We start from the raw sequence: 12,810 nt of genomic DNA on the forward strand, positions 1-12,810 counted from the left end.
CGTTCCGGTCATCATTGCGCTGATGTTGTCCGCGATCATTGTACAGGTTGGGTTCGGAGTGACGCCCTCCGGCGTGCTGGTTGGAATTGTTGGTTTTCTGGGGTAGATGAAGTATTTGGGCCGTCGCTGTAAGTAACCCTGTGTATTTCCGGATCATGTGGAAACGAATGCTGCAGCTGACACGGGACCGCAGGCTGCCGAGACGCGAACTCTTGTTCCGGCCCGCGTTTTTGCAGCAGACCTCAAACTGATGCGCCATCATCATGCCGCCCTCTTGTTGCGGGGTAATGGAGTAAATGTATTGAGCAGTTCCCTGCGATCTGCCGGGGCAAGCTCGCACAGACGGGACAGGACAGTGTGTACGCGGCGTACCTCGAACCCTGCGAGATGACAGACTTCCCGAAAGTCAGCGTCCGGGTATGGCCCGACCCAGTTCTCGGCACCCTTGCGATTGAGTTGCTTGCAGGGATGGTCGTTGCAGAGATCCCGAATGGCTATCATCACAACTGATTGCCAAAGTCGTTTCGATGATATCGGATCAGTCATCTTGCACCTCGCGGAAAAAAGGCCTGATCTCAGGGAAAAGACTGAGGTATTCTTCAAAGCATTGGTGTGCAGACTTGAGATGGTCATGATCACGATAGTTTGCTGTTTTGTGCGCCGGACCACCTATTAGGTATTCTAAATCACCGTACCGATATCGAAAGCTGCGACTGTAGATATTCGGGCCGGTTACCGTAGGGCATCCGCGCGTGGCTCCGATCATGATCTCGACAAGGGCGTCCGTGTCAGGTGTGGTTATTATTGATTTCATCGCGAACACCCTCTCTGTAGAGTGTGGTGGTCGAAAATTATCCAGGTGACACCAAGTGTGACGCTGACAACTGCGATGGGGCCGCCGAAGATCACAACCCCTCCGAGGAGCAACAAGTCGAAGTCAGTACTGATTTCTTCTGCCGTACCAAAGCTGATGTCGAAGCCAGCTATCCTGCAGCAAAACACCAACAGAATTGTTAAACCACCGGACAGTGCCGTAGGGAAGAGGCTGATGATCCGTTTTCCCTTGGGCCGTAATCTGGCTCGTGTGTAGCTCAGGTGCGTGGCAATCATCAGGATGCCATAAACTCCCAGGGCAGCCAACGCGCCGTTTACCCCGGCGAGCAAACCAATGGCGCCCATCAGCCAGTTGTTCCCCTGCCCCAACGCATTTGCGCTGCACGCAAAGCGAACAAATACCGAGGCAATGAGCCAGATGAACGCACCGCACAACATATCGATGACGGACACATCCAGCAGGACGTTCAGGCATATTCCATTCAGCGTTACAGCGCCCAATGCCCTATAGCTGATCTCGAACCAACGGACATCTTCGACGATCAGAATAAGTGTGAACAGGCTAAGCGCTGCGACAAACAGGATCATCACACCGAGCCGCCACTGAACTGCACCGTCAGCAAGCCGGGAGATGCCGACAAAAAGACCGGCGCGCAATCGGGGTTTTCGTTTGTGCCTTCTTCGGGGCACTTCGACTTCATTTGCATATGATCTCTTTTCTTCGGAAAAACCTTTCCACGCTTCTGACTCGCAAGTCAGGAGCTTTAGGGTATGCTTGGTGTTGAAAAGGATTCAGGAACGCGGTCCTGAACTCAATTATCGTCCGATAGATTGCGATCTCAGTGGGACGGTTCGGTTTATGTAGCTCCTGTTTTTGGGTCCTTTTCTCCTTCTTCCGTTACATAACTTGTTTCGAAAACCTGCTGTGACAGCCTTCATTCCCCGTCGCAGTAGCTGCTAATCAGCGTCTCGCTTTTCGTCCGGAGTCCAGTCCCCGCCCCTGTTCCCGGGCCACCTCGGCGGCCGTCTCCAGCGGGTTCTGCAACGGCGAACCAAAATCGCGGCCAGATCAGATCTAGATCGTCTGTCATGGATCTAATTCCGGGGTTTGCTGCATCAGGCTTTTCCGGGATGCCCAACACCTGTCGAGCCTGTCCTGGTAACTGTCCACGGTTCGGATCGCCGAACTGACGGTTTGTATTACGATCGTAAAGCTGACGGCCACCACGATCGCGACGACCACAGTCAGAATAAAATTCAAACGCCTGAGGCGACGAGAGGCCGGGTCGTGACCTTCAAGCGAAAGTATATCGTGGTTGTCATCGGTGTCGTTCATTTTGCGTCTCCCCATTTAAGATCCGCTTTCTGAACCGCGCTCATGCGCTGGGACAGGTCGCCATGCTTGCGCACCGCATCCCCGTCATCGTTCAAAGGTGCGACGATCGTCTGATCTTTCGCTGACAGCTGACCATCGCGTATCAAGCGCTTGCAGAGCAATGGCCCCAGCGTCTGCTTGATCAGCAGCCGGATCAGTCCGGGTTCGGCCAGTTCTTCCGCCGGCACACCCATGGTTGGCATCCGGCGCAGAATCCGGTGGGCGCAATCCACGTGCAGTGTTGTATAAAGCTGATGCCCAGACAGAATGAATTGCAGGGCCTCCCGGCCAAGCACTCCGTCGGGTATCTTCGTGATAATCACAGGGGTTTCCTTAAGGAACGCCAGGCCTTCGATCTCAGCGTATCCAGTTTATTGATCTCACCGTCGTCCCAGTAGAGCGTCGTCAGGCTATTTGAGCCGGGTTCCGCCTCCACATCTGCCGCAGCCGCAACAAACCCGATTGCATTGACCTGCAAGATCTGTTCCAGCGGAAGACCGATCATAAAACGACTCCCGTCCAGCAATTCTATCATCTTGCCGGTACTCTCACGCAGACGGGCCATAATGCTCCCGGTCTCCTCTGGCCCGGCCCGGAGGGCGGAACCGAGACAAGCGGGCACTACTATGGCAGCCAGAGCAGGATATTGAAGGTGGAAACCTCGCATTAGTTGCCCTCGCTCGGGTCGTGTTGCAGCAATTTCCCATAGAACCGGAAGGTTTGTTTGGTGTTGACCTGTACGTCGGAGCTTTCGGCCGAGGGGGAGCTCGGAAGAATGTCCCAGACAGAGGCCGGAAGGTGGGCCCGCAGATGATCGATGCCGTTTTCCCACCAGCGGCGCTTACCAGCGAGATAGGTGGTCAGTTCCCCGGTTTGGCCGCCATAGCGCAGAAGTTGGTATGCGGTGTCCCCTCTCGTGTCGACAAATCGCTTAAGTGGATAGCGCATCTTGAAGTCAAACACATAGCCGGAATAGGCCCGTATTCCCTGACCATTGGTTTCTCTCGTACTGCTATCGGTGATATAAGCATGCTCTTTCCCATCAGCGCCATGCCAGGCGACCGCTGCATACCCGTCCTTCTCCATATATTGCCCGTCCCACCAGGTGGTCACCCGGGGTGCATTGGCCAGCAACGGGCGCGCTTGTTCGGCTGCGATATTCTGGAACATCTCGCCACGCTTGTAGTCAATGCGTTTGGACACCTCGTTCTCTGTCAGGGCCGACGTGGTGTCACCAAAAGCAAGTAGCGCGGCGAGCGTGGGTCTGAGTTGAAACATCTCGTTCCCAGACCCCTCTGACTCAGCCCGGAGGCTGGAGCCGAGACAGGCGGACACCAGAAATGCGGCCAGGGCCGGATATTGCAGGCGGGAGGCTCGCATCAGTTTTCGCCGCCCTGAACACCACCACCCGAGGTATTCAGATTGGGCATCCCAATGCGCACAACGCTGTTGGAATAAATACTGATCGGGAGCGGGCGTCCGCTGCCTTCAAATCCACCGATCAACTCTTTGAGGGCATCCTTGAAAGAACCACGGACGTAGATAGGAACGGTTACCTCCGATTCATCGATGCCAACCTGTTGATAGGTGTAATCGGCCGATTTTGACCATCTCTTGATGACATTGGTGACATATTCGCCGGAACGTGCCGTCCATAAGGGAAGGGGCGTTACTGCCCGCATAGACCCCTTCCCGGCGGTTGCGCAAGGCAATTGGAGGACTTGCCCCGGGTTCAAGGGAGAGGAACCCGATAGCTCATTTGCCCGCGCAATTTCTTTCCAGCGCTTTGCTGACCCCAGTATTTTGGCCGCAATGTTGATAAGTGTGTCACCCTCTACGACAACATAGCGACATTGCGGAGAGACAGCGATTTTGCCATCTGGAACTGGTGTCTTAACAAAAGTCGCTGGTCTGGCAGGCGGCTTTGCTCCAAAAAACCTTTCGGCAGAGAGGTATGGATTGGTGCGTTCGTTTTGAGCGAGATCGAAAGCGACCCTCTTGTGGGGTTTTGCCTTCGCCTGGACTGCTTTGCCATTGGCAACAGCAACCTCAAACAACTGTATTGGCGAAGAAGACCTCAGCGGCACCCCTGTCCCCTCGACAGCATATTGCTGCCAGCCTGGACATTGAATCAGCGGGGCAGACAAAACCTGACCTGCAGCAAGTGTCTGAGGCAAGGTGAATAAAATGAACTGAAGTCTCTTGAACACTGGTGTTTTCACTTCACTGTTTAATTATTCACTCATCGAGTAGAAACTCGCGAGTCTTTGAGCAAAGGCCTTATTGCCAACTCGGGTTGTGGCTGGGCTTTGCCTTGCCCCCCGACCGAGACTTCTAGGTCTCTGTAATTGATCGCGTAGGAATGCACCCTATCGAAGCCCGTGTACCCAACCTTAGAACCAGTTGACTGTACTGGGAAAATATTAGGTTTCTATGCTTTGATTGATGCAGCCTATGGTGAGCGCTACCTGCCAAAAACACGCCGAATATAGGGGTCGATTCCCTTAGGTTCAGGCCTTCCGCAACGGTGCCTCTGAGGTCAAGCAGTTTTAGGCAAGACCAATTGGTCCGCCATAGCCGTCTTGCCCTTGTTTAAAGGCCCTTCACGTTCGCCGGCGCAAACTTCGCAAGGCACTCGCCGAAGGCCCACGATGAAGGAGCTTGAAAAGCCTTGCACTGTTGTGCTCGGCGTAGAAGTCGATACCGCAGCCCGATTAGGCTCCGCTCGATTGGAAAAATGACCAGTCAACTCTAGCTTGGGTCCGTGTTCGGAGAGTTGATGCCCTGATTGCCTGTTACAGATCGGCTAGTTGGACGGTTACTCAAAATACCTGACGACGGGCTTTGGTATTTCAAAGTAATTCAAATACGACTTGCGCCCTAAGTTGACAGGTTAGAAATGCCGTGAGTAACTCAGCCCGAATTCCATTGTCTGACCTGAAATGTCATCATTTTCGTAGCGCGAAATCAACCTAAAGTCGCTGTCGCGTTGATCCCCGATCCGAAGCGCGAAGTCAGATTGGAGCGTTGTCCTTTCATAATTTCGGATTGGAGAGAGACTACGTGCCGACAACATCATTTGCACACGGTCATCTATTCGCGCTATCGCGCCAATACTGAAGCCTGCCCTGACGGTATGTTGTCCAGTATCTAGTCGACCTTCAACCATTCCATATAGCGCTGTGTTTGGTGTCGGCGCAAAGGCGTGTCCGTAGCCGAACTCAGCTAGTGCAACTAAATTTCCATCTTTGGCGAGACTCCGGCTTTCGGTTCCAAACCGCAGCCTCCAAGATGGTTTGTATTCGTAAGGGAGCCGACTCTTGCGCGTCGAAATCGCGGTGATCTGCAGTGCGTCAAACCTCCGGAGTCGCACTGTTCCACCCCGCAAGATGAAACTCACATCTCCCATAGAAAGTTCGGAGAATGGCGCCTCACCCGCCGAGAGTGAAAGAAAATCGGTTAGAACCGGTCGTAGACGCAATTCAACACCACCACCTAGGCGGTTGTTGTTGAGATAAGTGATCTGCGCCGTTGAGGTGCGATGTCCTTCATGTGGCGGGCGGGTATCAGCGCTCAATCCAATGCCGGTATCTCCTGCTGGCAGTCTTATCCGTTGCAAAAGGAACGCCCTGTCAAGGGATACAACGTCTTCAATTGCATCACCATTTTCATCCCGCGAACGTATCATTGCAATGTAGAGTAGACCGGCTTCGACAACCTCGGCACGATCTTTGTCTGATATATTGGAACGTCCAAAGTATGGCGCAGGCACGTAGGGTTGATCGGTATTTAACGCAGAGCGAACGGATAACTCCAATGCCAGCTGTTGCTCACCGTCTAAGGCTTCATATGCACTCAGGAATCTAGTGGTCGGAGCGTGTATCCTCTCGATGTTGGCGATCAGCGGTAACCCATTGGAGCCTTGCATCGTATCGAGATCGACGAAAACGTCGAGAGGTAGCGCCCATGGCTTTCCCTGAAAATTGATATCCTGTTCAGTGACCAATGCAATTAGCTCGGCAAAGCGGTATGCACAGTTTTCTGAAAGAAAATAGTAGGTGTTCTCCTGCTGGTAGAGCTCCCAACTACTCGCAATCAACAGTTCTAACTGATCTTGCGTCAGGTTCAGCTCATATTCCCACAGGTCTCGATCCTGATTTTGCACATAGTTACCAAGCTGTGCATAATACTCAACGTTTGTGTATGTAGATGAATAACCGCCAAACAGCCCTTTGACGACATAAACTGCAGCATTTTCGTTTTTGGGGAAAACTGCACCATAGTTGAGTGATCTATCCAACAAGCTGTTGCGGCCTGTCTGGCGCGGCGTATTTCCACTAAATGTAGCGTTGGTAGTGAATTTAAGCAGGATATGACCATAAAATGTTGCTGGATCACCCAAACTTCCAGAAGCAAAGATGAGCGTTGCACCGGTAATCCTACCATATCCTGACCATTCTTCGTAATCGGGACACGACAGGTCTGGCAAATCATCCACATTTAAGACCCTTTGTAAGTATAAGACGCGTGCGGGGAAGCGGCAGACGGCATGTGCATTTTGATCATCTGGCACTGGCTCATAAACTGCATCTATGAGAGCCAGGAGCTCCGCTTCTGGGTCCTGGTGTCCGCGGGCGGTCAGAAAGAAGCCGTCAGAATGAATATCGCTGCGGGGCGATGTGCGTGAAACGTCGTATTGTAGAAGACTGAGCCACAGAGGGTCATTGGCATTGCCATTAAGTTGGGTGGTATCCTTCAGTGAACGGGGAGATGCATTACCAGCTTGCCAGGCAAATGCTAGGCAAGATACCAGAAAAAACACCGGCAATTTGATTGAACGCAAGAACTACTCCTCCAAACGTAATCAGGCGGCCGCAGCCGCCTGATCTTGATCAATCATGGGGTTACTGCTTGATCAGAAGGTTTCGCAACTACCTGAATAGTTTACTCGCACAACGTCACGCAAACTAAGGAAGTATGCTTCCGCTTTTGCGCTGTCGTCTTTAGCTGCGTATTCAGCATCCGTTAGCCGTGCAGCGAATCTGTCACGAACATCAGCGAGAAGCGCTGGTTGAATGGCTGGATCACAGTTGATCCCGTCCATCAGTGTTTGCAAATATTCACCATCGCCGACAACTGTTTCGCGTGAAATGTGATCATATCCGCGCGCTACAAAGGCTGCGACTTGAACCGTCGAACCTTGGCACTCTTCGGGACTAGACAGGGCGGAACTCACCGCTGTTGTTCCCAAGTCCCAAATAATATTCGAGATTGCAGATGCAGCGCCATTATCAGGGAAAACCATGGCGCCGATACCACACTCTTGCCACGGATTGACATTTGCATCGCCCATACCTTGTGCATTCGCTAGCGAAGTATAAGGAGCGAAGGCTACGATGGCACACATTGTCATTGCATTTAGTCTATTCAAAGTACTCTCCGTTCGTAGGTGTTATTGCTATTTCGTCTTCATTTTAGTCGGGCGTGCATGTATCCCCCTAGTTTTTGGGTTAATGATTTGGTGTTACTCAGAAAGGGTTCCTGCGCGAATCTGGGTTTGGAAATTCTGACGTTGCGTGACGCGACTAGATAAAAACTCCTATCCACACCGCGCCACGCTGTATCCGAGGTGGTTCGTTAGATTTCGGCGATATTGAGTTCGAAAGCCAATACCGATGTGCTATTGCTGAATAGCCGATAGCTATCGTGAGTGTAGCCATATTACTTCTACCCTGCCGAGGAATGCTGATGTTCAAGTTTCAAGCTGCTTGAGTAGCGACATTCCAGGCGTAAAGAAGGGACATAGAAGCAATTGTTAGAAAATTGCTGCATCTTGTCACGATCGCTCTCCTGAGCATAGCAAATGAACATTTGTTATGCACTCGTGGAACAAGGCATCAATTGGCGTGATTGAACATCTAGGCTCGATCACGACAATACTGCCAAATAAGATTGTTTACACAGACGTCTTTTAGCGCTCTCACAACGCTTGAATCTGCGGCAGGAACACGCAAACAGCCATCGGCAATAGACGGCCTGTGAACTAAATAAAAATTATCTATCGAGAAGGAACGCGAGATAAGCATAACTGGCACGCAGGAAGCAGCATTACGAAATGAAACAAGCTGCTCAACAACAGTATCGAAACCCGTCACACCGCCGAATGCGTCAAAATCTATGCAAAGCAGCCCCCAACGCTCCGGAGCATCAAGAATGATCAGCATCGCGTCTTTGAGGCTTTGGCTGTCACTGATTTTAAAGCCCGCCTCAGTGAATGAGTTTCTGATGTCGCACGCCTCTTTTGTTCCGCCCGCGACAAACATGACCTGAGATCCCTGGTACAATCCAAGAGTGGTATTACCCTGACCTCTATGAACAAGCCATTCCAATTCACCCAGAAAATGTTGATCCAATTCGTCCAGTTCACCGCTCACACCGCCTTCTGACAGAAACTCCGGAGTCTCCTTACGATCTGAATCTGCTCTAAGGGTGATCAACTTATGGAAAGCCAAGGGCAGAAGGAGCGAAACTACAGCACCACCAATAACGTAGCAGACCATTGCTGCAATAATCCCGTACCCCGCAGAAAACGCTAAGCAAGCCCCAGCAACACCAGTAAGGACGCCAGCCAGAATTGTCGGCAGCAAAGGCAAATCCCGCTCTTGCTTAGAGAATGAGGCAGACAGGGAACCCTCTTCCCACTTTCTAACGTAGGCCATTTTTACCACACACCTTCATTAGCTTGGCGCACAAACACACCGCTTTAATTGAAGATTTTTCCTCCATGACGCCGCATGCCTCATCTAGAATTCGATATTGCAAATATCCCACGACATCGGGCGGAAGTGCCAATTCCCAGTTTCTATTTAACGATAGATTTTGACTATGGTTTGAGGGTGTGGACCCAGCCAGCAACCTTCAATTGCACTCTACGAGCAATTGCCGAAAGACATCACACGATGCACTCATCTGCTGAAATGTGTCTCGACAGTTCTTGAGTGAAAACCCGAATTTCGGGGCGCACAGGTTGGTGGGCATACCGAAGCGCAACCACGTGACGTTCGAAATCAGCATCCTCAATGGTCAGTGAGACAAATTCCTTGCTCCTTGGAACTGCCGTCTCGGGTAAGATCACAAACCCCCTCCCCAACCGCACCAGCTCCAAAAGCCAATCAACACGGTTGGAACGATGGGTGAAGTTCATTGTATTTCCGCGATCTGCGCAAAAGCTAAACAAGACTTCTCGCATGTCGCAGTCAACTCTGGCCAGCGCCTCGTTACCCGCTAACACATCCAAGTTCACGGTTTTCCTTTGACTAATCGGGTGTGTGCTGGAAACGACAACTCGGTAGGTTTCACTGTATAGTGGCTCTGCCTGATAAAGTTCAGATGCAGCATCGGCATTTGTAATAGCGATATCAAAACGGCCTTCCCGAAGGCCGTTCAGCAGCGCATTTTGTTTGTCGATAATGATCTCGAAATTAATCTCCGGTGCGCGAGCCTGATACCGCGCTATCGCGTTTGCTATCTTGAATTGCCCGATGCCTTCACTAACTCCGACACTGATGGGAATACCTTCGAGACGCACGTAACGTTTGGCGTCTACCATCGCTTTTTGAGTCTGCTGCAACACCTCTTTTAAGTACGGGAGAACGACGGCGCCTAGCGGAGTCAAGCTGCATCCGGCACGATCGCGCAGAAACAGTCTACCACCCAACCTATCCTCCAGCTTCCTGATGGCTGTTGTAAGCGAAGGTTGAGAAACATTCATAGCCCGCGCTGCGTGAGTGAAGTTTCGATATTCAACAACTGCCAAAAAATATCGAATTTGATTCATTTCCATGAATTGTATGCGCTCTCTCTTTGGCGATGCCAGTGAATCATTCGCACAAGAGATAGCTACATTAACGATAGTTATTGGCTATATTATGATAGCACACCAGTATTGGCTTTCGAGCTCGATATGGTCGATGTTTTGTCGAGACCCCCTCGGGCAGTGGCGTGACGCGGCGACGTGAGTGGGTTCTGATTCTAGCCGCGTCACGCAACTCCGAGATTTCTAATCCCAGGTCCCCACTGGGAATTCTACTGGAGTGACGCCAAGCCAATAAGCCAAGAATTAAAGGCTAGACTCTAGCTCGGGCGACAATCTTTACGGATGGAAATAAAGACTAAGAAGTGAATTCGAATGATCGTATTCTTGCTATCATCGGAACCAATCCAGAAGTGACAAAAATGGCTCCGGTTGTAGACACTCTCAAACACCACGGATGAGATTGAAAATATTACCTGCTCGTCGGCGCAGCCTCCACATCAGCTTGTCTGACTTCAGCGCAATGGGATGATTTAGAACAATTTGATAAGAGAGGATTTCTGGCTCATCGTAACCGCTAAGGAGTGAAGATGAGAGAGAAATCCAGAACACGTAAGAGCCACGGTCAGAAAGTCGTCAAGGACATTCGACGGAAGAGAAGATCAAGATCGTACTGGACGGCCTAAAGGGTGAAGACAGCATTGCCGAGCTGTGTCGCGGAGAAGGTATCGTCCAAAGCCTGTATCTCAGCTGTTCCAAGGAGTTCCTTGAAGCAAGTAAGAACCGCATGCGGGTGACGGCGGCACGTGCGGCGACTTCACCTACCTGAAGGTCATTGGCTGGGGCTAGTTCGATCTCAGCACGATCCTGGACGACTACAGCCGCTACATCATTGTTTGAAAACTCTGCACAACGATGAAGGCAACAGATGTGACGGATCGCTGGATTTGATACTGCAAGCTTCGGGTTGTGATCAGGCACAGTCCGCGGTTGCCAAGTGATAACTACTCCAGTTACGTCTCAGGTGAGCTGGCAGAATGGCTGGAAGATCAACAGATGGGTCATGTGCGGGGAGCGCCTTATCATCCGCAAACCCAAGGTAAGGTCGAACGCTGGCACCAGGCCCTCAAAAACTGCATCCTGTTAGGAAACTACTATCTACCAGGTGATTTTCAACTGCAGATCAATGTCGTTGTCGAGCACTACAACCACAAACGCTACCATGAGAGCCTTCAGAACCTTACGCCCGCTGACGTTTACTTCGGGTGTGGACAAGCCATTCTGAAACAAAGGGAGAGGATCAAAAGAAAGACACTTGAAACGCGACGCTTGCTTCATCACAAGTCAGCCGCATAGTCCAACCAACCAGATGAGCCAGTTCCTCTCTTAGCTCTCAGGCCCATAAACGCAGAACTACTGCTTCGTTCTGTACACAGTCCGCCAGGCCAAGAATGCCAAGGGTTGTGACCCCAGATTTTCAACCGCCATCAGTTCAATCTAGCTTGCTTCACTGACCATTGCGACGCCCCATTGAGCATTTGCCAGCCACGGTACGGTGGCGACTGCCAAAACCCCGAGAGTTTTCTTTGACGTGGTAACCATGTCGATCTCCTTGGGTTAAATCTCCTGAGCTTGACAATCAATTTGATTGCGCGCCGAGATCCCGCGTTCGATTGTCTATGTGTCCATTCTTCATACATCGGTGGTCGAATTCGAACACTATGTGATACTCGTGTAATAGCTGTTGACCGTTCAGCTTGTAGTTGTATCATTAGTGGCAGTACGTACCAACAGCGGTCAGTCACTTCATGGAAATGAATCAAATTCGTTACTTTCTGGCTGTTTGCGAACACGGTAATTTCACCCATGCGTCGCAAGTTATGAATGTGTCTCAACCTTCACTTACGACAGCAATCAAAAAACTGGAAAATGAACTTGGTGGACCGCTTCTCTTGCGGGATCGAGCGGGATGCCGTCTGACCCCACTCGGAGCAATTGTACACCCAAGGTTGCAGGAGGCGTTGCAGCAAACACATCAGGCTCAGGTAGAAGCAGCGCGCCATGTGCGCTTGAAGCGCGTTCCAATTGGTATTGGTGTTGGTGAAACGATTGGGCAGTCTAAAATATCGGAGGCGATTGAACGTTATCGGAATCGCAACCCGAAGGCGGACATCGAACTGATTGTTGATAGCCATACGGCGTTGCTCGAAGGGCTTCGGGAGGGTCGCTTCGATATCGCAGTGACGGTTGCGCAAGCTTCTGAAGAGATTTTTCAGATTGATTCACTTTATGAAGAACGTTACTGCGCCGTCGTTTCAACCGAACATCCTCTTAGCCAACATGAAACAGTAGCTCTGAATATGTTAGCCGGTAATGATATGCTGGATCGACTCAATTGTGAAATGCGTGAATTCATGCGCACCACCAGCGCGGAGCGCGGTTGTAAGCTTTATGCCGCTTATCGTTCAAACCGTGTCGATTGGCTGCTTGAACTCGCAAGGAACGGAACGGGGTTTTTGGTTTTACCAGAAACCGCCATCCCGAACGAGGAAGGGCTTGTCAAACTTTCAATTGAAGATGTCCAAATTCATCGCCAAGTGGCTGCACTACGCTGCCGCTTTCAACCTTCACGTCCCGAAGCGCATGACCTAGTTCGAGAGTTGATGAAGGTCTCATGAAGCGAGACGTTTGAGGGATCAAACGAACGAATGCCGCCAAAACTTCTTTTAAAACCCACGACTTATACTCAGAACTTCGGTAACGGGGCCACCCCGGTCAAGTATTGCAC

11 protein-coding genes and 1 pseudogene are annotated in these 12,810 nt (G+C 51.2%); 2 read left to right on the top strand and 10 right to left on the bottom strand.

Features of this window, described 5'->3' with window-relative positions:
- Positions 1 to 810 precede the first annotated feature (810 nt).
- From ACR0BU_RS18190 to ACR0BU_RS18235, 10 genes are all read right to left on the bottom strand, one after another.
- Positions 811 to 1,491, bottom strand: a complete 681-nt coding sequence (locus ACR0BU_RS18190) for a hypothetical protein (protein ID WP_480738338.1) — start codon at positions 1,489 to 1,491, stop codon at positions 811 to 813.
- A 430-nt stretch (positions 1,492 to 1,921) separates the two neighbouring features.
- Positions 1,922 to 2,170, bottom strand: coding sequence for a hypothetical protein (locus ACR0BU_RS18195; protein WP_298937278.1), 249 nt, complete (start codon positions 2,168 to 2,170; stop codon positions 1,922 to 1,924).
- Positions 2,167 to 2,532: an ATPase, T2SS/T4P/T4SS family gene (locus tag ACR0BU_RS18200; protein ID WP_480738337.1), complete on the bottom strand. Its 366-nt coding sequence runs from the start codon at positions 2,530 to 2,532 to the stop codon at positions 2,167 to 2,169. The genes ACR0BU_RS18195 and ACR0BU_RS18200 overlap by 4 nt, the downstream gene beginning before the upstream one ends.
- Positions 2,529 to 2,774: a hypothetical protein gene (locus ACR0BU_RS18205; protein ID WP_480738336.1), complete on the bottom strand. Its 246-nt coding sequence runs from the start codon at positions 2,772 to 2,774 to the stop codon at positions 2,529 to 2,531. Before ACR0BU_RS18205 ends, ACR0BU_RS18200 begins: the two co-directional genes overlap by 4 nt.
- A gap of 101 nt (positions 2,775 to 2,875) precedes the next feature.
- Positions 2,876 to 3,589 carry a hypothetical protein gene (locus ACR0BU_RS18210; RefSeq protein ID WP_480738335.1) on the bottom strand — a complete coding sequence of 238 codons (714 nt, stop codon included), beginning with the start codon at positions 3,587 to 3,589 and terminating at the stop codon, positions 2,876 to 2,878.
- Positions 3,589 to 4,431, bottom strand: a complete 843-nt coding sequence (locus ACR0BU_RS18215; RefSeq protein ID WP_480738334.1) for a LysM peptidoglycan-binding domain-containing protein — start codon at positions 4,429 to 4,431, stop codon at positions 3,589 to 3,591. The genes ACR0BU_RS18210 and ACR0BU_RS18215 overlap by 1 nt, the downstream gene beginning before the upstream one ends.
- A 671-nt stretch (positions 4,432 to 5,102) precedes the next feature.
- On the bottom strand, positions 5,103 to 7,052 hold the full coding sequence (locus tag ACR0BU_RS18220; RefSeq protein WP_480738333.1) for an Lnb N-terminal periplasmic domain-containing protein: 1,950 nt from the start codon (positions 7,050 to 7,052) through the stop codon (positions 5,103 to 5,105).
- A 72-nt stretch (positions 7,053 to 7,124) separates the two neighbouring features.
- On the bottom strand, positions 7,125 to 7,640 hold the full coding sequence (locus ACR0BU_RS18225; protein WP_480738332.1) for a DUF3015 family protein: 516 nt from the start codon (positions 7,638 to 7,640) through the stop codon (positions 7,125 to 7,127).
- 487 nt (positions 7,641 to 8,127) lie between these two features.
- Complete coding sequence (locus tag ACR0BU_RS18230; protein ID WP_480738331.1) at positions 8,128 to 8,928, bottom strand: hypothetical protein; 801 nt, start codon at positions 8,926 to 8,928, stop codon at positions 8,128 to 8,130.
- Between the two features lie 233 nt (positions 8,929 to 9,161).
- Complete coding sequence (locus ACR0BU_RS18235; RefSeq protein WP_480738330.1) at positions 9,162 to 10,052, bottom strand: LysR family transcriptional regulator; 891 nt, start codon at positions 10,050 to 10,052, stop codon at positions 9,162 to 9,164.
- 783 nt (positions 10,053 to 10,835) lie between these two features.
- On the opposite strand from ACR0BU_RS18235, the pseudogene ACR0BU_RS18240 reads away from it, so the two are divergent.
- Positions 10,836 to 11,378, top strand: a pseudogene (locus ACR0BU_RS18240) (transposase); the annotation flags it as partial.
- Positions 11,379 to 11,830: 452 nt separating this feature from the next.
- On the top strand, positions 11,831 to 12,700 hold the full coding sequence (locus ACR0BU_RS18245; protein WP_480738329.1) for a LysR family transcriptional regulator: 870 nt from the start codon (positions 11,831 to 11,833) through the stop codon (positions 12,698 to 12,700).
- Positions 12,701 to 12,810 lie beyond the last annotated feature (110 nt).

This window comes from Ruegeria sp. CK2 (assembly GCF_056536585.1).

Coding starts and splice junctions, on each gene's coding strand:
- ACR0BU_RS18195 (WP_298937278.1), bottom strand. CDS start 2,170: ATGAACGACACCGATGACAACCACGATATACTTTCGCTTGAAGGTCAC.
- ACR0BU_RS18205 (WP_480738336.1), bottom strand. CDS start 2,774: ATGGCCCGTCTGCGTGAGAGTACCGGCAAGATGATAGAATTGCTGGAC.
- ACR0BU_RS18210 (WP_480738335.1), bottom strand. CDS start 3,589: ATGCGAGCCTCCCGCCTGCAATATCCGGCCCTGGCCGCATTTCTGGTG.
- ACR0BU_RS18230 (WP_480738331.1), bottom strand. CDS start 8,928: ATGGCCTACGTTAGAAAGTGGGAAGAGGGTTCCCTGTCTGCCTCATTC.
- ACR0BU_RS18235 (WP_480738330.1), bottom strand. CDS start 10,052: ATGGAAATGAATCAAATTCGATATTTTTTGGCAGTTGTTGAATATCGA.
- ACR0BU_RS18245 (WP_480738329.1), top strand. CDS start 11,831: ATGGAAATGAATCAAATTCGTTACTTTCTGGCTGTTTGCGAACACGGT.